Here is a 20,814-nt window from a genome sequence, read left to right as displayed (position 1 = left end):
TGAACTCAGTCACCGAAGGGTCCCGCCGCGCAGAACGCGCCGCCCTGGTAGATTTTCGCCGGGTCGTTGTCAGCCACTGGCGGCTGGGCCTCGACCTGGGCGCGGAACACTTCGGAGCTGTCCTTGGGCGCAAAACCCAAGTGCGCGGCGTAGCGGTTGTCCCACCAGGTGTCGAGGTTATCCGACATGCCGTAGACCACGGTATGGCCGACGTTCGGCGTGTACAACGCACGTTCGAGCAGTTGGGTCAGGTCGTCGAAGCTCAACCAGGTGTGCATCATCCGGCGGTTCTGCGGTTCCGGGAACGACGAGCCGATACGGATGCTTACGGTCTCGATGCCGTAGCGGTCGAAGTAGAAACTCGCCATGTCTTCGCCATAGGACTTGGACAGGCCGTAGTAGCTGTCCGGACGACGTGGCGAGTGGGCGTCGAGTTTTTCGCCCTGTTTGTAGAAACCGATCACATGGTTGGAGCTGGCGAAGATCACGCGCTTGACCCCATGGCGGCGCGCCGCTTCGTAGATGTGGAAGATGCCGCTGATGTTTGCACCGAGCACTTCTTCAAAGGGGCGCTCCACCGACACGCCACCGAAATGCAGGATCGCGTCGACGCCTTCCACCAGGTGGTGCACGGCTTGTTTGTCGGACAGATCGCAGGGTTGCACTTCTTCATGGGCAGCGGCGGGGGCCATGTCGGCGATGTCCGACAGGCGCAGCACCTGGGCGTAGGGGCGCATGCGTTCGCGCAGGACTTTACCCAAGCCACCGGCGGCGCCGGTGAGCAGGATGCGGTTGAAGGGATTGGGGGTAGTGGTGGTCATGGGTATTCCAGTTTTTGTTGTAGGTTGTCGTATGACTATGCCGAAGTATTGTTAGGGATCCCCAGGTTGTCAACGTTCTTACAGCCGAGTGAGATTCAAATGTGGGAGGGGGCTTGCTCCCGATGGCGGTGTGTCAGCAGTGCATTCGGTGGCTGATACACCGCCATCGGGAGCAAGCCCCCTCCCACATGGGTTTTGCAGTGTTTTTCAGATGATCGGAAACTTTTAAAGTAGCGAAATGGGATAGCTGATAAAGATCCGGTTTTCGTCGAATTCGTTATTGCTGAAGTCCCGACGCATGGTCGAGTTGCGCCATTTCACGTTCAAGTCCTTCAGCGCACCGCTTTGCACCGTGTAGGCCAGTTCCGACTCGCGGCCCCATTCCTTGCCATCGGTGATTGCCCCGGTGTGCACGTTACTGCCGCTGATGTAGCGGTTCATCATGGTCAACCCGGGAATGCCCAGCACCACGAAGTTGAAGTCGTGGCGCACCTGCCAGGATTTTTCCTTGGCATTGTCATAGCTGGAGTTGTAACTGTCGTTGGCCAGTGTGCCGCCGCTGGTGCCGTTGATGCGCATCCACACGCTGTCGCCGGTGAGTTTCTGCAGGCCCACGTAGAAGGTGTTGCCGTTGTACTTGGCCGACAGCAGGGCGAACGCGGTCTTGTTATCGAGGTCGCCGGCCAGCGCGCTGCCGTCTTCCTTGCCGTTGAAGAAACCGAGGTTGGCGCCCAGGGTCCAGTCGCCGACCGGCTGGTTGTGGGTGAGGTTGAGGTACTGCTGCTGGTAGATATCGGTGAGCTCGGCGTACCACAGGCCGACCTGGGTGCGCTTGTCATTGAAGGTGTATTCGCCACCGCCGAAGTTGAACCGGTCGGAGGTGAACGCGGCTTTGCCGTTCATGAACATGTCTTCCATGCTCGCGTCGTTGCGCGGGCTGTTGCCGCGGAACTGGCCGCCGTAGAGGGTCAGGCCGGCAATCTCGTTGGACGTCACCTGGCCGCCGCGGAAGGTCTGGGGCAGGGAGCGGCCGTCATCGGAGCGCAGGATCGGCAACACCGGCATCCATTCGCCGACCTTCAATTCAGTCTTCGACAGTTTGGTTTTCAACGCCACGCCCAGGCGTCCGAAGTTGTCTGCGGGGCGACCATCATCATGCACCGGCAGCAGCTGGGTGCCCGCGGTGCCTTTGCCGCCATCGAGCTTCTGCGAATACAGGCCCAGTACGTCAATGCCGAAACCTACCGTGCCGCGGGTGTAGCCGGACCGGGCGTCCAGAATGAAGTTCTGCGTCCACTCTTCGGCCTTGCCCTGGGCATTGGCGGGGTTGGTGAAGTTGCGGTTGAAGTAGGCGTTGCGCAGGTTGAGCGTGGCTTTGGCGTCTTCGACAAACCCATCGGCGTGGGCCGTGAGCGGCAGGGTGAACGCGAGGCTGCTGAGGCTGATGAGGCCGAGGCGGTAGGAGGAATTGCGGGCGAAATGACTCACAGTGAGGCTCCCTTTTCTTTTGTTGTTTTTATTATTTGTCATACGTTGTCGTACAACATTGGGCGGGATATTTACGGGGTTTCAAGGGTGTGTCAAGCAGAAGTTATAGGATGACTTGCTCAGCCCGAATAAAAAGCGGGCACGGACAAATGTGGGAGGGGGCTTGCTCCCGATGGCGGTGTGACAGTCAACTTATGTGTAACTGGCCCACCGCCATCGGGAGCAAGCCCCCTCCCACATTGATGACAACCATGAGAATGGCGGAGTTTCAGCTGGACATGACCATCGGCGGCAGGGTGCCGAGCAGGGAAACCGCCGCCACCGCTGCAACACCTAGTAACCATTCCACCATCACGCTGGCCTTCAAGCTGCCTACACGCTGTTCGCACTGTTTCAAGCGCAACCGGTTCAGCAAGGCCAGCACCAACATGCCCAGCACCAGCAGCACCTTGATCAGCAGAATCAAAGCAAACCCTTCGAACAGCGGCGTAGGCCACCATTGCTCGGTGAGCACGCGTACATTGATCAAACCGGTCACCAGCAGGCCGGCGACCAAGCCATAGCCCACGCCACTGAAGCGCCGCAGGATCGGCTGCAGCACAAAGTGCGAGGGTTGCCTGAGGATCAGCACCAGCAACAGCAAGCCCCCAAGCCATGCGCCGACACACATCAAATGCACCACTTGATTGAGTATCAGCAGTCGCCCGCTGAGCCCATCAAGCATGGCGCCATGCCCGACCGGCGCGAGCGTCGCCAACAGCAGCGCGACGATCGGCAGGCGCAGTGCGGCCCAGGGTTTTGTCAGTACGATGACCAGCGCCAGGCTGAGCAGCAAATGCCACACCCACACCTGCCCAAAGAAGGTCTTGCCCAGCACCAGCTCCACAGTGGCCGGCTGCAATGCCGCGTCCCAACTGCCGGCCATGCTCGCGGTGATCAACAGCAACCAGGCGATCCCGGAGCCCAGCCCCAGCCATGCCAGCCCACGGGTAATGCGCAGCAGCAGCCGGTCGAGTGCGGGTTGCGCGGCCGCGCCGAGCAACAGGGGCCTGAACACACTGGCCCCGAACATCAACAGCACAACGATGAAATGCACGAAACGGCACAGCACCAGCAGGGTCACCATGGATTACTGGCCGACCTTGAAGCTGTAGTTGCCTTCGCTTTTGTGGGTGTCGACGGACACCGCGTGCCACTCGACTTTATAAGTGCCGGCTGCCAACGGGGCGGCCGGGGTGACCACCAGGGTTTTCTTGTCGGCGTCCGGGGTTTCCAGGCCCTTGATCGCGATTTCCGTGCCGTCCTTGCTCAAGGACACTTTGGTGAAAGTCGCTTCGACGCCTTCGCTGAACGTCAGGCGCAGATCGCTCGGTGCGGCAACGCTGCTGTCGGCCGCCGGCGTGGCGCTTTTAAGGTGGGCATGGGCAAAGGCGGCAGAAGCGCCCAGCAGAGAGGCGAGCAGGGCGACGGTGGTCAGGGACTTCTTGATCAACATTGTTCAATACCAATCAAAGGATAGAAGCTGGCAGTGTACGAAGTTTCGGTTCGGCGTGTCGCCCCGATCTAGAGCCGATGGTAGTCTTTAGCTCGTGTTGTTGTCAGGGAGCCCTTATGGGCAATCACAAGATCGGAATTCGGCGGGTCAACGTCGAGAAAATCCTGCTGGCGGCGGAGAAAGTCTTCGCTGAAAAAGGCTATGGCAGCACCGCCATGGCCGACATCGCCAAAGAGGCGCAACTGCCGCGCTCGAATCTGCATTACTACTTCACCACCAAGAGCGAGCTGTACAGCGCCGTGCTGTTCGACCTGCTGGAACTGTGGAAACAGGACGCCCTGAGCTTCGAGACTTTCGATGACCCACGGGTGGTCCTCAGCAGCTACATCCGCGCCAAGATGCAGCGCTCGCGCACGCGGCCCTATGGCTCGAAAGTCTGGGCCAATGAAATCATCCACGGCGCGCCCACACTGGGTGAGGCACTGGATGAAAGCCTGTATGACTGGGCCAAGATGAAGGAAGCGAAAATTCGCCATTGGGTGGACGACAAACGCATCCTGCCGGTGGAGCCGTCGAGCCTGCTGTTTATGATCTGGGCATCGACCCAGCACTACGCCGACTTCGATCACCAGGTGAACATTTTGAATGATCACCAGCCGTTGTCGGACATGCAGTTTGAGCGGGCGATACAGACGGTGACTGGGGTGATATTGCGTGGGATTGGGTTGGAGCCTTGAGCGCTGTGGTGAGCCTGCTGGCCCTATCGGGGGCAAGTCGAATCGTCGCACCGCCCCTCCCACATTTGATCGGGTTCACACAGATCCAGTGTGGGAGGGGGCCGCTTGCCCCCGATAGCGGTCTACAGGACTACACAGCCTCCCGATAAGGATTACGCGGATCCTGGGTCCAGTTCAAAAACGGCTTGCCCGTGTCAATCGGCACCATCTCGATGCAATCGGCCACCGGGCAGGTGATCTGGCACAGATTGCAGCCCACACACTCGTCATCGATCACTTCATATTTATGCGTGCCGTCGGCCTGCTTCAGGCTGGCGATGGCCTGGTGCGACGTGTCCTCACAGGCGATGTGGCAGCGCCCGCAGCCAATGCACGCTGCCTGGTCGATGTTGGCGATCACCTGATAGTTGATATCCAGGTATTTCCAATCCGTGGTGTTGCCCACCGCTCGCCCGGAAAATTCCTGCAAGTTGGCGTAACCCTGGCTGTCCATCCACCGCGACAAGCCATCCTTCATTTCTTCAACGATGCGAAACCCGTGCAGCATCGCCGCCGTGCACACCTGCACCGCGCCGCAACCCAAGGCGATGAACTCCGCGGCGTCGCGCCAGTTGCCGATGCCGCCGATGCCGCAGATCGGCAGGCCTTGGGTCTGTGGGTCGCGGGCGATTTCGGCGACCATGTTCAAGGCAATCGGCTTCACTGCCGAGCCGCAGTAGCCGCCATGGGTGCTTTGGCTGCCGACCATGGGCAGGGCGACCATGCGTTCCAGGTCGACGCTGGTGATGGAATTGATGGTGTTGATCAGCGACACCGCATCCGCGCCGCCGCGATACGCCGCCCGCGCCGCCACGCGGATATCAGTGATGTTGGGCGTGAGCTTGACGATCACCGGCAGTGAGCAATAGGTCTTGCACCAGCGTGTCACCTGTTCCACATACTCCGGCACTTGGCCCACCGCCGCGCCCATGCCGCGTTCGGGCATGCCGTGGGGGCAGCCGAAATTCAGCTCGATGCCGTCGCAGCCGGTGGCTTCTACCAGGGGCAGGATGTTTTTCCAGGATTGCTCAACACACGGCACCATCAGCGACACGATCAAGGCGCGGTCCGGCCAGTCCTTTTTCACCTGGGTGATTTCGCGCAGGTTGATCTCCAGGGAGCGGTCGGTGATCAGCTCGATATTATTGATGCCCAGCACTTCGCGATTGGCCCCATAGTGGGCCGAGTAGCGCGACGACACGTTCACGGCCGCCGGGTCTTCACCCAGGGTTTTCCAAACCACACCGCCCCAACCGGCCTCGAACGCGCGCACCACGTTGTAGGCCTTGTCGGTGGGCGGCGCGGAGGCCAGCCAGAACGGGTTGGGGGCTTTGATACCGGCGAACACAATCGACAGATCGGCCATTACGCGGCCTCCACATTGAGCATGAGTTGGGCGTGCATAGCCTCGGCGGCCAGCTTGCCGTGTTGCACGGCCTGCACGGTAAGGTCCTGGCCGAGGCTGACGCAGTCACCGCCGGCATACACCCCGGGAATGCTGGTGCGCAGATGTTCGTCGACGAAGATGCGTTCGCCCACGCGGTGCAGTTGCTGGGCCAGCGGGTCGTGCAGCGCTTCGCTGGCAAAGCCCTGGCCGATGGCCTTGAAAATGGCGTCTGCGGCCAGCTCGAAGGTTTCTCCGGTGGGGTGCAGGCGACCGTTCTCCATGCGCGTGCGGGCAAAGCGCATACCGCGTACGTGCCCCTGATCATCGAGCAACACGTGCTCCGGTTGGGCCCAGGTCAGCAGGCGTACCTGATTGGCCTTGGCGATGTCCTGCTCATGCTGGGTCGCGCCCATGTCGGCCAGGCCACGGCGGTACACCAGGTTCACGTCCCGCGCACCGAGGCGGGCCATTTGCACGGCCATGTCGATGGCGGTGTTGCCGGCGCCAAGCACGATGCAGCGGTCGGCCAGCGGCAGTTGGGTGAGGTCATCGGCCTGGCGCAGTTCGCGGATGTAGTCGGTGGCGGCGAGCAGGCCGGGGGCGTCCTCGTGGGGCAAACCCAACTGTTTGCTGGCCGCCAGGCCGAGGCCGAGGAACACCGCATCGAATTGGGAATGCAGTTCGCTGAGGGTGAGGTTGTCACCCAGGCGCTGGCCGTGACGGATGTCGATGCCGCCGATCTGCAGCAGGAAATCCAGTTCCTTCTGGGCGAAGTCATCCACCAGCTTGTACTTGGCGATCCCGTATTCGTTCAAGCCGCCGGCTTTTTCCCGCGCTTCGAAGATCACCACGTCATGGCCGTGCAGCGCCGCGCGGTGAGCGCAGGCCAAGCCCGCCGGCCCGGCACCGACCACGGCGATGCGTTTGCCGGTGAGCGCCGCGCGCTGGAAGGGGTGGTGGCTGAAGTGGGCGTTGTCCACCGCGTAGCGTTGCAGCAGGCCGATCAGCACCGGGGCGCATTCTTCGGCGTTGTTCCGCACGCAGGCCTGCTGACACAGGATCTCGGTGGGACAGACCCGTGCGCAGCTGCCGCCGAGGATATTCGCCGAGAGAATTGTCTGCGCCGCGCCCTGGACGTTTTCGGTGTGGATGTTGCGGATGAACGACGGGATATCGATGTCGCTGGGGCACGCGTTGACGCAGGGTGCGTCGTAGCAATACAGGCAGCGCGAGGCTTCCAGTTGCGCCTGGCGGGCGTTGAGGGGCGGTGCCAGGTCGGTGAAATGGCTGGCGAGGGTCGCCTCGTCGTCGCGGGGGTGGGGAAGGTGGGTCAGGGTCTGGATCACGGTGGTGGCCTCACGGTTTTTTCTGGATTGCCTCTAAGCGGGCATCTTGTTGCCTGTACTGGCCTCATCGGGAGCAAGCCCCCTCCCACATTTTGATGTGTGAACACATTCAAGTGTGGGAGGGGGCTTGCTCCCGATAGCGGTCTCAGCGTTTCACAGCAGTGGGCCTGGACTGCTCCGCCCGCTTGCTCAACTGCTCGAACACCGACGGATACGCCGGCCGCGGCACATAGCGTCCGGCGCCGCGCTCGGCGCGCAGGTCGCCATCGGCCCAGACCAGCTTGCCCTGGCTGATGGTGTGGCTCGGCACGCCGCGTACGGTCTTGCCTTCGAAGATGTTGAAGTCGACCTGCTGATGATGGGTCTTGGCGGAAATGGTGCGCGTGCCGTCTGGGTCCCACAGCACCAGGTCGGCATCGGCGCCTACGCGGATCGCGCCTTTGCGCGGGTAGAGGTTGAAGATCTTCGCGGTATTGGTGGAGGTCAGTGCGACGAATTCGTGCATCGACAGGCGCCCGGTATTGACGCCCTCATGCCACAGCAGCGCCATGCGGTCTTCAATGCCGGCAGTGCCGTTGGGGATCTTGCTGAAGTCGTCACGCCCGGCGGCCTTTTGCTCGGCGCAGAAGCAGCAGTGGTCGGTGGCGGTGGTGTGCAGGTTGCCGGCTTGCAAGCCGTGCCACAGCGCCTCTTGGTGCCCGCGTGGGCGGAACGGTGGGCTCATCACGTAGCCGGCGGCGGTCTGCCAGTCGGGGTGTTGATAGACGCTGTCGTCGAGCAGCAAGTGGCCGGCGAGCACTTCGCCGTAGACCGGCTGCCCTTTGCTGCGGGCGTAGGTGATTTCGTCCAGCGCTTCCCGGGTGGAGACGTGCACCAGGTACAGCGGCGTGCCGATGGTCTCGGCGATGCGGATCGCACGGCTGGCCGCTTCGCCTTCGACCTGGGAAGGCCGCGACAGTGGATGCGCTTCCGGCCCGGTGATGCCCTGGGCCATCAACTTGCGCTGCAGGTGATAAACCAGCTCGCCATTTTCCGCATGCACGGTGGGCACCGCACCCAATTCCAGGCAGCGCTCGAAACTGGCCACCAGGGTGTCGTCGGCCGCCATGATTGCGTTCTTGTAGGCCATGAAATGCTTGAAGCTGTTGATGCCGTGATGGCTGACCAGTTCGGCCATGTCCTCGCGGACCTGTTCGCTCCACCAAGTGATCGCCACATGAAAGCCGTAGTCGGACGCCGATTTCTCGGCCCAGCCGCGCCACTGGTGGAACGCCTCCATCAAGGACTGCTGCGGGTTGGGGATCACGAAGTCGATGATCGACGTGGTACCACCGGCCAGCCCCGCCGCCGTGCCACTGAAAAAGTCTTCACTGGCCACGGTGCCCATGAACGGTAGTTGCATATGGGTATGGGGGTCGATACCACCGGGCATCAAGTACTGGCCACTGCCATCGAGTACTTCGGTGCCGGTCGGAAGATCCAGGTTCGTGCCAATAGCACGGATCAGACCGCCGGCGCATAACACATCGGCGCGGTAACTTTCATCATGGGTAATAACGGTGGCGCCACGGATCAACAGCGACATGTCGAGTTCCTCACAGGCTTGACCGGCTTGTGCCAGTTCTAAGTGTTGTAATACGGCGCGCCGATGGTCGGTTAATTCCTGTCATCGGTGACAGGAATAGAAACTAGCCCGAGTTTTTCGATTGGGCAAGAATATTTTTATTAAGCTTATAACAGTTATAACTAACTGATTTACATAGATAAAAAACGTTATTCACCAAAATGAAGCAGCCAAACACCATTTTGACGCACTTGACAGGTTGCCGATTTGAGCAACATTTCTTATTGCAAATCAGCCGGTTGAGAGACGGCGCTTGACGGCGTCGGGAAATAAAAATAATTGTGTCGCACCAGTTTGAGTCCTTCGGGTTCGTACAACTTGCGTGCTGCCCCGCCTGGGGCGCATGGCAAGTTTCGAAGACGCAATCGGTCAATGAGATAAAGCTGATAAACATCAGCCACTTATAGATGCAGTGTGGGTCGGGAAGTGCTGGTCGGCACGGTTATTGAGTGCAGTGGCGGCTGGCCGGGCCTGAGATGTCATGTTGTAAACGAGGTACTCCGGCCGCCTGCCTTAGCTGGGCAGGTGAGCAACAATAATTTTAAAAAAAACCGTGGAGCGGCCATGCAACAGAACAGATCGCAAGTCATTGAGCGTAACGGCCTGTACGAACTCGACGCCGGCCCCGACGTCCTCGACAGCCCTCGCTACAACCACGACATGGCACCGACCAAGGTGCACGAACGTACCTGGAACACCTGGCATATCACCGCGCTGTGGGTCGGCATGTCGATCTGCGTGCCCACCTACACCCTGGGCGGTGTGCTCACCGCCTACTTCGGGTTGTCGGTGGGCGAGGCGCTGATGGCGATTCTGCTGGCCAACATCGTGGTGCTCATTCCCCTGACCCTCAATGCGTTTCCCGGTACCAAGTACGGCATTCCGTTTCCGGTGCTGTTGCGCTCATCCTTCGGCATCCTCGGTTCCAACGTGCCGTGTCTGATTCGGGCGCTGGTGGCGTGCGGCTGGTTTGGTATTCAAACCCTGTTCGGCGGGTTGGCGATTCACCTGTTTCTCGGCTCGATTTTCGAGGGCTGGAAATCCCTCGGCGGCACCGGTGAGGTGATTGGTTTCATGCTGTTCTGGACCCTCAACCTGTGGGTGGTGCTGCGCGGCGCCGAGTCGATCAAGCGCCTGGAAACCCTGTCGGCACCGTTGCTGGTAGCGGTGGGTATTGGCTTGTTGGTATGGGCGATGCCGAATGTATCGATCAGCGAACTGATGGCGATCCCGCCCAAGCGTCCCGAAGGCGCGAGCCTCACCGGTTACTTCATGGCCGGCCTGACGGCGATGGTGGGTTTCTGGGCGACCTTGTCGTTGAACATTCCAGACTTCAGCCGCTACGCCAAAAGCCAGAAAGACCAGATCCTCGGGCAGATTTTCGGCCTGCCACTGACCATGTTCCTGTTCGCCTCCCTGGGCGTGATCATGACGGCCGCCTCGGTGAAACTGGTGGGCGTGAGTGTGTCCGACCCGGTCAGCCTGATCGGCCATATCCAGAGCCCGGTGTGGGTCGCCATCGCCATGGCGCTGATCATCATTGCCACCTTGTCGACCAATACGGCGGCGAACATCGTCTCGCCGACCAACGACTTCCAGAACCTTGCGCCCAAGCTGATCAACCGCACCAAGGCCGTGATGCTGACCGGGCTGGTGGGGCTGGCGCTGATGGCCCATGAGCTGCTGAAAAAGCTCGGGCTGATCGTTTCCGATGTCAGCCTGGAGACCGTGTATTCCAACTGGTTGCTCGGCTACTCCAGCCTGTTGGGGCCGATCGCCGGGATCATGGTGGTGGACTACTTCATTACCCGCAAACAGCAGCTGGACCTGGCGGGGCTCTACCGCGACGACGTGTACCCGGCCTGGAACTGGAGTGGGTTCATCGCGTTTGGCGTGCCGGTGGCGCTGACCTTGATGTCGCTGGGCAGCGATGCGTTCAGCTGGTTCTACAGCTACGGCTGGTTTACCGGTTCGGCGTTGGGCGGGGTGTTGTATTACGGTTTGAATGCCAGGCGCGGTGTCAGTCCAGTACCGGCGAAATCCGCGCTGTAACGCAAGTGGAATGCAATCCCAGTGTGGGAGGGGGCCTGCTCCCGATTGCGGTATTTCAATCACAGCATCATTGATTGATCCACCGCTATCGGGAGCAAGCCCCCTCCCACATTGGACCGTGTTCCAATCTTAAGAAAAACTCAGCCTGAGGAGATCCCCATGAACGCTGCCCTCGACGTTCTGCAATCGACCCATCAGCACATCAACCGCGACCGTTTGTGGCAGTCGCTGATGGACCTGGCCAAGCTCGGCGCCACCCCCAAAGGCGGGGTGTGCCGACTGGCCCTCACTGACCTCGACCGCAAGGCCCGCGACCTGTTCGTGCAGTGGTGTGAGCAGGCCGGTTGCACGGTGACCGTCGACGGCATCGGCAATATCTTCGCCCGACGCCCAGGGCGCAATCCCGACTTGCCACCGGTGATGACCGGCAGCCATATCGACACCCAGCCCACTGGCGGCAAGTTCGACGGTTGCTTCGGCGTGCTGGCCGGTGTGGAAGTGCTGCGCACCCTCAACGACCTCAAGCTTGAAACCGAGGCGCCGCTGGAGGTGGTGGTGTGGACCAACGAAGAAGGCTCGCGCTTTCCACCCTGCATGATGGGTTCCGGGGTGTTCGCCGAGAAATTCAGCCTGGCCGATACCCTGGCCAAGGTCGATGCAGACGGCGTGAGCGTAGGCGATGCGTTGAATGCGATCGGCTATGCGGGGAGGCGGCCGGTCAGCGGGCACAAGGTCGGGGCGTACTTCGAAGCGCATATCGAACAGGGGCCGATTCTGGAAGACGAGAACAAGACCATCGGCGTGGTGCTCGGCGCACTCGGGCAGAAGTGGTTCGACCTGAAACTGCGCGGCGTTGAGGCACACGCGGGGCCTACGCCGATGCACCTGCGCAAGGATGCGCTGGTAGGCGCGGCCGCGGTGGTGGCTGCGGTGAATGCGGCGGCGCTGCGGCACCAGCCCCATGCCTGCGGCACCGTGGGCTGCCTGCAGGCGTATCCCGGTTCGCGCAATGTCATTCCTGGCGAAGTGCGCATGACCCTGGATTTTCGTCATCTGGAGCCGGAGCGACTTGAATCAATGATTGCCCAGGTGCGCAAGGTGATCGATGAGACCTGTGCCAAGCATGGGCTGAGTTTCGAAATGGAACCCACCGCTGACTTCCCGCCGCTGTACTTCGATAACGGCTGCGTGGATGCCGTGCGCGATGCGGCCAATGGCTTGGGCTTGTCGAACATGGACATCGTCAGCGGGGCAGGGCACGACGCGATTTTCATTGCTGAGCTGGGGCCGGCGGGCATGATCTTTGTGCCGTGTGAAGGCGGCATCAGCCATAACGAAATCGAAAATGCCGCGCCGGATGATCTGGCGGCGGGGTGTGCGGTGCTGTTGCGCGCCATGCTGGCCGCTTCGGCCGCTATTGCCAGCGGCAAACTTGCGGCCTGAAATGTGATTAAAAATGTGGGAGGGGGCTTGCTCCCGATGGCGGTGTACCAGTCACCAGACTTATTGACTGACCCACCGTCATCGGGAGCAAGCCCCCTCCCACATTTGAACGGTGTGCTTCAGATACAGCGTCAGACCCAGATGGCATCCCACAGTGGGTAGTCGCCAATCCGCTCGACCAGGCCCGCTCGCAGTGGGTTGGCCACCACGTACCTGGCCATGTTTACCAGGTCATCCTCTTTGCGCAGTGCTCGGTCGTGGAAGCTTTCTTGCCAGAGCCGGCCTTTGCGGCCGGTCGCGCCGTTGATGGTTCGTGTGCTTTTGGATTTTACTTGGCACATCAAATCCGCCAGCGTGCCTTTTTTCAGTTCAAGCAGCCAGTGAAAGTGGTCAGGCATGACTACCCAGGCCAGGGAGTTCGCCAGCCCTTGGTATTGGGCGATCCGAAATTGCCAGACGACCAGGCGCCCGAGGTGGAAATCGCTGAATAGGCGAACTCGTTCATGGGTATTGGTGGTAATCAAGTAGATGCGGTTCGGTTCGCTGTACCGACCGATGCGCAGGCGGTGTGAAGCGGGTAAGTCAGGCATTCCTTGGCCTCTCTGCTAAGTGGATTCCGAGAGGCTAGATGGGGTGGGCCGAAGGTGGTGTGCAGGCTTTTGGCTGGATGTGTCTGGAGGGGCGCTATCGGGAGCAAGCCCCCTCCCACAGGGGCCGGCAGTGTTCATACATTGTGTGTCTGGCCCACATCCAAATGTGGGAGGGGGCTTGCTCCCGATGGCGCCGGAGCTGACGCCGCCGACCCCATTGTCGAGCAGGTATCAGGCACCCGGCCGCCAGCCACCCCCCAACGCTGTCACCAACCCCACACTCGCCTGCAACTGCCTTGTCTGCACCGCCTGCAACGTCCGCTGTGCCTGCAGCGCCGCCGTCTGTGCGGTCACCACATCCAGGTAACTCACCGCACCGGCCTGATAGCTGTTCATTGCCAGGGCCTGGGTGTGCTGCGCCGCATCCGCCGCCGCTTGTTCATCCTGCGCCTCCTGCTGCAAATCGCGCAGTTGCGCCAGGTTGTCTTCCACCTCGCGAACGGCTTTCAACACTCGGCTGCGGTATTGCGCCGAAGCCTCTTCAAACTCGGCCTTGGCCTGGCGTTCGTTGGCACTCAGGCGTCCGCCATCGAAGATGGGCACGTTCATCAACGGGCCCAGCGCCCAATACCGGTTCCGCGCCGAAAGCAGGTTGCCCACGCCCTGGGTCTGGCCGCCAATCAACCCGGTCAGACTGAAATCCGGATACCAGGCCGCCTTGGCGACACCGATGTTGGCATTGGCCGCAAACACTCGGCGTTCCGCTGCCGCGATGTCCGGGCGGCGTTGCAGCAGGTGGCTCGGCAGTTGCGATGGAATGCCGGGCAAGGTGATCAATTGCGGGGTGGGCGGCAGTGAGAAATCACTGGCCGCCGCGCCCACCAGTTCGCCGATGGCGTGCTCGGTCAGGTTGCGCTGCCCGCGCACTTCATCCAGTTGTGCCTTGGCCTCGGCCAGTTGACTTTGTGCACGGGTCAGGTCCAGTTCAGAGGCGATCTGGCCTTCATAGCGGCTGCGGGTGAGTTGCAGTGCCTGGCTGAAATCGTCCAGCGAGCGGTTCAGAATCCGGCTCTGCGCATCCAGCCCATTGAGTTGCACATACAGCGTTGCCAATTGATGTTGCAGGCTCAGGCGCGCCACCGCCAAGTCATCGCCGGACGCTTGCGCCTGGGCGTCGCCGGCTGCGACCTGGTTACGAATTTTGCCCCACAGGTCCAGGTCGTAACTCAACGAAAAATTGGCGGTGTTGCTGTTGTACACCGACGGCTGCGAGCTGCCGCGCAACGGTTTCGAATCCGACTGGCGCTGGCGCAACGGTTGTGCACTGGCGGTGATTTGTGGAAACAGCCCCGCATGCAACTGGCTGGCATACGCCTGGGACGCATCGAAATGCGCCAGCGCCGCGGCCAAGTCCGGGTTGGCCTTGAGCAGGTGTTGCTGCAGCTCATCGAGCTTCGCGTCGTTATAGAGTTTCCACCATTGAGGCGCCAGTTGATCGGACGGTTGCGCGCTGTGCCATGGGCCATCGCTGGTCTGTTCGCGATAACCCGCCGGCAAGTCAACCGACGGCACCTGATAGGTGGGCGCCATGGAACACCCTTGCAACGCCAGCAACATGAGTGCCGCCACAGGTTTAAGCCTTGGGCGCATGGGTACCCCCAGTGGCGGCTGCCAGTTGCACCGGGTCGCCTTCGCGCAGGGCGTCGGGCGGGTTGTCGATGATGCGGTCGGCGGGTTTCAGGCCCTGGTCGATCACCAGGCGTTCGCCCAGGTCCAGGCCGATATGGATGTCTTGCAGGTGCACATGGTTTTGCCCATCCAGCACCGCGACCTGGGTGCCCTGGGCACGGAAGATCAACGCGCTGGCCGGGATGCTCACGCCGTGGGTGTCGGCCGGAATCGGCAAGCTGGCTTCGGCGTAGTCGCCGGGCAGCAGCTCACCGTTCGGGTTGTCGGCGACGAATTGCGCGAGCAGGGTGCCGGAGCGTCGGTCAATGGCCGTGGAGTCGCCGATCAAGTGCGCCTTGAAGTGTTCGCCCGGGTGCTCAGGCACGCTCAGCTCGGCTTCGAGGCCGGGGTGGATCACCGCCGCGTAGTTCTGTGGCACCGGCACGTACAGGCGCAACTGGTGGGTGTCGGCAATGCTGAACAGTTCCGGATCGCTGTCGGTGTCGGCCTTGATCAACTGGCCAATGTCGGTGTTGCGCGCGGTGATGGTGCCGGCGAAGGGCGCGCGGATGGTCTTGTAGCTTTCCAGTGCGCACAGCCGCGCATAGTCGGCGGCGGCCGCGTCGGCATTGGCTTTGGCGGCGGCGGCATTCGAGGTTTTCTCGTCGGCCTCCTGGCGCGACACGGAATGGCTGGCCAACAGGTTTTGCCAGCGCGTTGCGGTGGTGGCGGCCAGGCGCGCGTTGGCCTGTTCCTGGATCAGATGAGCGTGGGTTTGCGCCAGTTGCTGGTCCAGGTCCGGGCTGTCGATTTGCGCAAGAACCTGCCCAGCCTTGACCTGGCTGCCGATATCAACTTTCCAGTCTTTCAAGTAGCCGCTGACGCGTGCATGGATCGGCGCTTTGCTCCAGGCCTCCAGGTGCGCCGGCAAGCGCAGCGTATCGCCAGCCGCATTCTGTTGGGGCTGGAACACCAGCACCTGCGGGATGGCGGCGGTTTCCGTCCAGGCGGTGACCGATTGTTCATGCAGCGTGCGGGCGTGCAAGCCGTTGGCGACCAACAGGGCGGCCAGGGTCAGGCCGCCGACACCCAGGAGCATCAGACGCTTGCGCGAGGGTTTGTGATCAGACGACATGGGGCATTTCTCCAGCAGTTGCGCGAGTAGGGTGACGGCCGTGGACCAGGCTGAAGACCACGGGAACAAACAACAAAGTGGCGATGGTGGCGAAGATCAGGCCTCCGATCACAGCGCGACCCAGCGGCGCGTTCTGCTCCTCGGAAAGCGCCAGGGGCAGCATGCCAATGATCATCGCCAGGGCGGTCATGCACACCGGGCGAAAGCGTGTGTAACCGGCCTCCATCGCGGCTTTCAACGCATCGCCATGCTCGGCCAGGCGCTCACGACAGAAGCTCACCACCAGAATCGAGTTGGCGGTGGCCACGCCCATGCACAGAATCGCGCCGGTGAGGGCCGGCACCGACAATGAGGTGCCGCTGAGGAACAGCATCCACACGATCCCCGCCAGTGCCGCCGGCAACGCGGTGATGATCACAAAGGGGTCGGCCCATGACTGGAAGTTGACCACGATCAGCAGGTAGATCAGCACCACGGCGCCGAGCAGGCCGAAGCTCAGCCCGCTGAACGCCTCATGCAGTGCATCGATCTGCCCGTGCAGGCTGATCGTCGCGCCTTTGGGGCGCATGGACGCGGTGTCATCCAGCACTTTCTGCACATCCCGGGCCACGCCGCCAAGATCGCGGCCTTGCACGTTGGCGTACAGGTCCAGGGTGGGTTCGATGTTGTAGTGCGTCACCACCGCCGGGCTTTGTACCCGCGAGATGCTCGCCACCCCGCCGAGGATTTGTGACTGGCCATCGGCGCCGGTCACCGGCAGGGCCTCCAGCGAGGGCAGGCTGTCGAGGCGGTATTGCGGGGTTGCGGCCACGATCGAGTAGGACACGCCATTGGCCGGGTTCAGCCAGAACGTCGGCGCCACCTGGGAGCTGCCGGCGAGGGAGGCGACCATGCTGTTGGTCACGTCTTTCTCGGTGATGCCCAGGCCATTGGCGCGCAGGCGGTCCACATTCACCTGCAGCGACGGGTAGCCGGTGGACTGCTGGATGCGCAGGTCGGCGATACCAGGTACGTGTTGTAAACGGCGTTCGAGCTCCACGGCATAGGCGCGGTTTTCTGCGTCGCTGCGCCCGGAGATTTTCACGTCCAGCGGTGCCGGCGCGCCGAAGTTGAGGATCTGGCTGCTGATGTCCGCTGGCAGGAACGCAAAGTGGCTGCCGGGGAAACTTTGCGGCAGGGCTTCACGCAGTTTTTTGACGTAGTCGGCGGTGGGCGCGTGGTCCTTTTTCAACGTGACCTGGATATCGCCGTCCTGTGGGCCGATGGTGCCGCTGCTGCTGTAGGCCATGTCGATACCGCTGAGGGGGATGCCGATGTTGTCGACAATCGTGTCCAGCTCCTGCGCCGAAATTACCTCGCGAATGCGCGTCTCGATACGGTCGAACGCGGCGGCGCTTTCCTCGATACGCGTCCCCAGTGGCAGGCGCACATGCAGCGCCAGTGCACCGGCATCGGTCGCCGGGAAAAAATCCTGACCCAGGCTCGGCAGCAACGCGAACGAGGCCAGCACGCAGGCGAGAAAGCCGACGATAAAGCGCTTGCGCGCGCCCAGTGCGAGCGTCAGCAAGCCATGGTAGGTGTCGCGGATATTCGAGAAGTGCCGCTCGAATCCCTGCTGGAAGTTCAGCACCGATTGCAGCACGGCGTTGCGCGGCTTGGTGTGCTGTTCGCCCTCATGGTGGTTGATGAATTGATCTTCCGGATGATGGCCCGGGCCTGGCTCCGGTGTGTGGGGCTTGAGCAGGAACATCGCCAGTGTCGGCACCAGGGTGCGCGAGAGGATGAACGAACTGGCCATGGCAAAGATCACCGCCAGCGCCATCGGCCGGAACAGATAACCGGCGATGCCTTGCAGCAGGAACATCGGCACGAACACGATGCAGATGCACAGCAGCGAGACGAACGCCGGGCCGACGATTTGTGCGGCGCCGTCGAGGATCGCCGTCTTCACCGCCTTGCCTTGTTCCAGGTGCCAATTGATGTTTTCGATGGTCACCGTGGCGTCGTCCACCAGGATGCCCACCGCCAGGGCCAGGCCGCCCAGAGTCATCACATTCAGGGTTTGCCCGCTGACCGCCAGCAGCGCGATGGCCGACAGCACCGCCAGGGGAATCGATGCGGCAATGATCAGCGTCGAGCGCCAGCTGCCGAGAAACAGCAGGATCATCGCACTGGTCAGCAGGGCGGCGATGATGCCTTCCTGGGCCACGCTGCCCACCGATTGCTTGACGAACACCGAGGCGTCGCCCAAGAGCGATGTCTTCAGTGACGGCGGCAGGGTTTCGTTGATGCGCGGCAGCATGTTGCGGATGCCGTCGATGATCGACAGGGTCGAAATGCTGCCGTTCTTCAACGCCGGCATCAGTACGGCGCGGTGGCCGTCGACGCGCACGATATTGGTCTGCGGCGGCGAGCCGTCCCGTACGTGGGCGACCTGGCCGATGGTGATGATCGCGCCGTCGACGCTCTTGATCGGCAGGTCATTGAGCTCATCGATGGCTTTGGGGCTGTTGTTAAGCAGGATCGTGTATTCGTTGGGGCCGAGCTTGGCGGTGCCCACCGGGATGATCTGGTTCTGCAGTGCCAGGGCATTGCCGACGTCTTGGGCTGACAAGCCTTTGGCGGCCAGGGCCTGGGGGTCGAGGTCGAGGGTGATCTGGCGCTGCTTGCCGCCCATCGGCGTGGGCATCGCCAGGCCGGGCAGGGCGCTCAGGGGCAGGCGGATGTTGTTCTGCACCAGATCGCGAATCCGGGCTTCAGACAGGCTCGGGCTGGAAAACGCCATTTGCAGGATCGGTACGGTGGACGCGCTGTAGTTGAGGATCAGCGGCGGTGTGATGCCCGGTGGCATCTGCTTGAGCACGGTCTGGGACACCGCCGTGACCTGGGCGTTGGCGGTGCGGATATCCACGCCGGGCTGGAAGAAAATCTTGACGATGCCCATGCCGGGCAGCGATTGCGACTCGATGTGTTCGATGTCGTTGACCGTGGTGCTCAGGGAGCGTTCATAGGTGTAGATCACCCGGCCGGCCATGGCGTCTGGCGACAGGCCGTTGTACTGCCAGACCACCGCGACCACGGGGATACCGATATCGGGGAAAACATCCGTGGGCGTACGCAGGGCCGCCATGGGCCCGATGATGCAAATGAATATGGCCAACACGATGAACGTGTACGGCTTGTGCAGTGCGGTCTTTACCAGCCCGAGCATGCGTGGATCTCCAAAAGAGCAGGATTGCAAACCCCGGCAGTCTTGCCCGACCCACCTAACACGCACCTTTCAGCCAGGTGAAGGAACATTTAGGTAACGGCTGAAGATCGTTTCATTTGTATTCATTTGTTCTACAAACGGCAGCTCTTCAAGCTTGTCAGCCATCGAATACCGCTTTTTTACTGATGTGCTTTGGAGCCCTGCCATGTCACCGAAAACCCTGTTGTTGATCCCCACCCTTGCGGCTGTCTTCTTGTTGTCGGCGTGTGCTGGCCCGATACCCAAGGCGGACCCGAGCGAAGCCTGGATCGGCTTGACAGAAGAAGCACCTAACGACCTGATGGCCGAGCGCGTCGACGGTCAGCGTGTGGATGATGGGCGCTACTTTGAAGTGAGCCCCGGGGCACACCGCTTGGACGTGACGCTATTTGAGGAAGAGGCCGGCGATAACAACCAGCAGGACTGCCAGGGCAGGGTCGAGTACAAGGATTTCAAGGCGGGTGAGCATTACACGCTGGAGGAGTCGAGTCTGGGTACCACCGTGCGCGCAGCGCTCAAGGATGGGCACGGCAAGGAAGTCGCCGCCACGCAGAATTTCACCTGCATGCCCGGCTAGGCGTGATGCGCCGTCGCCTTGCGCGGCTTGGCGGGCGCAGCGGGTTTGACGTGGGGGTGATGATGGCGGCGCGTCACGCGCATGACCCCCCACAGCATGGCGGCGGCCACCGCCAGCCAACCGCAGATCAACAGGAACATCGTCGTTGCAAGGCTCATTCAGGCCTCCCTTCACCCCGTCCGGGGTACACACAGTCTTCTCAATGGACAGTCTAGCTAGCTGGCGGTTGCCTGCTGTTGACCAATGGTCGTGTCTTCCAACTTGTTTGCTCTATGGCAGGCGCTTTACCGACACTGGAGGCTATACCCCCGCCCAAGAGCATCCTATGATCGTGGCCCTCACCGGCAGTTGATCAAGAGAGTACAAAATTGCGCTTACGGTCAAACCTTAAAGCATCCTTCCTGCTGGCCTGCGCGCTGGGGATGGTGGCCTGTTCCAGCCAGCCTTCGAAACTCCCCGGTCTGCCGGAGCGGGTTGAACTCAATGGCGTACCGACCTTTCGCAGCGAGGCTTATCAGAGTGGTCCTACGGCTCTGGCCAGCATGCTGTCGCAACAAGGCATTGTCATGACACCGGGGTTACTCGATAAGCCGCTGCACTTGCCGGGCGCCGAGGCCGACCTTGAGCGCAACATGCAAAAGTTGGCGCGTGAGTACGGGCTGATGGTGTACCCACTGGACGCCAAGCTGACCGCGGTGCTGGCGCAGGTGGCGGCGGGCTACCCGGTGATGGCGCGCATCGACTCAAGCTTCTGGTCGGGGCCACGCTATGTCGTGGTGGTGGGGTTCAATCAACAGAAGAGCACGGTGCTGCTGCGTTCCGGCAGGGAACGGCGCTTGATGATGAGCTTCAGCGACTTTGAGTCGGCGTGGAAGAGCGCGGGTAACTGGGCGATTCTCACTCAGCGGCCGAGCCAGTTGCCGGCGAATGTGGAGGCACAGCGCTGGCGGGAGGCGGCGAATGCTACTGCCCAGTCCGGGCAAGAGCAGTCGGCGGCCCAGGCACTCAAGGTGCTAGCTGAACACAAATAAAAATATGGAAGGGGGCAAGCCCTGAAGTGGTTCACTGTAGGAGCGAGCTTGCTCGCGAAAAACGCCCAGGCAACGCGTTCATTCTGGATAAACGCGGGGGCCCTGAGTTCTTCGCGAGCAAGCTCGCTCCT

17 protein-coding genes are annotated in these 20,814 nt (G+C 61.6%); 5 read left to right on the top strand and 12 right to left on the bottom strand.

Going from position 1 to position 20,814, the window contains the following annotated elements; genetic code table 11:
* Positions 1-5: 5 nt before the first annotated feature.
* The 4 genes from QF045_RS19020 to copC all read right to left on the bottom strand — a co-directional run bounded on the left by QF045_RS19020 (position 6) and on the right by copC (position 3,804).
* A complete protein-coding gene (locus tag QF045_RS19020; protein WP_306493579.1) occupies positions 6-821 on the bottom strand; it encodes an NAD(P)-dependent oxidoreductase in 816 nt (271 codons plus the stop codon).
* Between the two features lie 225 nt (positions 822-1,046).
* Complete coding sequence (locus QF045_RS19015) at positions 1,047-2,309, bottom strand: OprD family porin (RefSeq protein ID WP_306493578.1); 1,263 nt, start codon at positions 2,307-2,309, stop codon at positions 1,047-1,049.
* A gap of 268 nt (positions 2,310-2,577) precedes the next feature.
* Entirely contained in the window at positions 2,578-3,435 is an 858-nt protein-coding gene (gene copD / locus QF045_RS19010; RefSeq protein ID WP_306493577.1) for a copper homeostasis membrane protein CopD, read from the bottom strand.
* A 3-nt stretch (positions 3,436-3,438) separates the two neighbouring features.
* Positions 3,439-3,804: a copper homeostasis periplasmic binding protein CopC gene (copC, locus tag QF045_RS19005; RefSeq protein ID WP_306493576.1), complete on the bottom strand. Its 366-nt coding sequence runs from the start codon at positions 3,802-3,804 to the stop codon at positions 3,439-3,441.
* Between the two features lie 116 nt (positions 3,805-3,920).
* On the opposite strand from copC, the gene QF045_RS19000 reads away from it, so the two are divergent.
* Positions 3,921-4,541: a TetR/AcrR family transcriptional regulator gene (locus QF045_RS19000; protein ID WP_306493575.1), complete on the top strand. Its 621-nt coding sequence runs from the start codon at positions 3,921-3,923 to the stop codon at positions 4,539-4,541.
* Between the two features lie 130 nt (positions 4,542-4,671).
* On the opposite strand, the gene preA is transcribed toward QF045_RS19000, so the two are convergent.
* From preA to hydA, 3 genes are all read right to left on the bottom strand, one after another.
* A complete protein-coding gene (preA, locus tag QF045_RS18995; protein WP_306493574.1) occupies positions 4,672-5,946 on the bottom strand; it encodes an NAD-dependent dihydropyrimidine dehydrogenase subunit PreA in 1,275 nt (424 codons plus the stop codon).
* Entirely contained in the window at positions 5,946-7,313 is a 1,368-nt protein-coding gene (locus QF045_RS18990; RefSeq protein ID WP_306493573.1) for an NAD(P)-dependent oxidoreductase, read from the bottom strand. The genes preA and QF045_RS18990 overlap by 1 nt, the downstream gene beginning before the upstream one ends.
* A 145-nt stretch (positions 7,314-7,458) precedes the next feature.
* On the bottom strand, positions 7,459-8,898 hold the full coding sequence (hydA, locus tag QF045_RS18985; RefSeq protein ID WP_306493572.1) for a dihydropyrimidinase: 1,440 nt from the start codon (positions 8,896-8,898) through the stop codon (positions 7,459-7,461).
* Between the two features lie 603 nt (positions 8,899-9,501).
* Between hydA and QF045_RS18980 the strand changes: the two genes are divergently transcribed.
* The gene (locus QF045_RS18980; RefSeq protein WP_306493571.1) at positions 9,502-10,989 is read left to right on the top strand and encodes an NCS1 family nucleobase:cation symporter-1; all 1,488 of its coding nucleotides are present in this window, start codon (positions 9,502-9,504) and stop codon (positions 10,987-10,989) included.
* A 159-nt stretch (positions 10,990-11,148) separates the two neighbouring features.
* Positions 11,149-12,432: a Zn-dependent hydrolase gene (locus QF045_RS18975; RefSeq protein WP_306493570.1), complete on the top strand. Its 1,284-nt coding sequence runs from the start codon at positions 11,149-11,151 to the stop codon at positions 12,430-12,432.
* A gap of 131 nt (positions 12,433-12,563) precedes the next feature.
* On the opposite strand, the gene QF045_RS18970 is transcribed toward QF045_RS18975, so the two are convergent.
* The 4 genes from QF045_RS18970 to QF045_RS18955 form a co-directional block, all read right to left on the bottom strand.
* Positions 12,564-13,022: a transposase gene (locus QF045_RS18970; RefSeq protein WP_306493569.1), complete on the bottom strand. Its 459-nt coding sequence runs from the start codon at positions 13,020-13,022 to the stop codon at positions 12,564-12,566.
* Positions 13,023-13,253: 231 nt separating this feature from the next.
* The gene (locus tag QF045_RS18965) at positions 13,254-14,672 is read right to left on the bottom strand and encodes an efflux transporter outer membrane subunit (RefSeq protein ID WP_306493568.1); all 1,419 of its coding nucleotides are present in this window, start codon (positions 14,670-14,672) and stop codon (positions 13,254-13,256) included.
* On the bottom strand, positions 14,656-15,825 hold the full coding sequence (locus QF045_RS18960) for an efflux RND transporter periplasmic adaptor subunit (protein ID WP_306493567.1): 1,170 nt from the start codon (positions 15,823-15,825) through the stop codon (positions 14,656-14,658). Before QF045_RS18960 ends, QF045_RS18965 begins: the two co-directional genes overlap by 17 nt.
* Entirely contained in the window at positions 15,815-19,036 is a 3,222-nt protein-coding gene (locus QF045_RS18955) for an efflux RND transporter permease subunit (RefSeq protein ID WP_306493566.1), read from the bottom strand. Before QF045_RS18955 ends, QF045_RS18960 begins: the two co-directional genes overlap by 11 nt.
* A gap of 205 nt (positions 19,037-19,241) precedes the next feature.
* Here QF045_RS18955 and QF045_RS18950 point away from each other — a divergent pair, with 205 nt between their 5' ends.
* A complete protein-coding gene (locus tag QF045_RS18950; RefSeq protein ID WP_306493565.1) occupies positions 19,242-19,652 on the top strand; it encodes a hypothetical protein in 411 nt (136 codons plus the stop codon).
* Here QF045_RS18950 and QF045_RS18945 read toward each other — a convergent pair.
* Complete coding sequence (locus tag QF045_RS18945; RefSeq protein ID WP_306493564.1) at positions 19,649-19,810, bottom strand: hypothetical protein; 162 nt, start codon at positions 19,808-19,810, stop codon at positions 19,649-19,651. The two genes, QF045_RS18950 and QF045_RS18945, sit on opposite strands and share 4 nt — an antisense overlap.
* 210 nt (positions 19,811-20,020) lie before the next feature.
* On the opposite strand from QF045_RS18945, the gene QF045_RS18940 reads away from it, so the two are divergent.
* A complete protein-coding gene (locus tag QF045_RS18940) occupies positions 20,021-20,683 on the top strand; it encodes a peptidase C39 family protein (RefSeq protein ID WP_306493563.1) in 663 nt (220 codons plus the stop codon).
* The last annotated feature ends 131 nt before the right edge of the window (positions 20,684-20,814 follow it).

Origin of the sequence: Pseudomonas sp. W4I3 (assembly GCF_030816195.1) — a bacterium.
GTDB lineage: Bacteria > Pseudomonadota > Gammaproteobacteria > Pseudomonadales > Pseudomonadaceae > Aquipseudomonas.
Note: the sequence above shows the minus strand (reverse complement) of the source record. Positions and strands in the feature narration are given on the sequence as shown.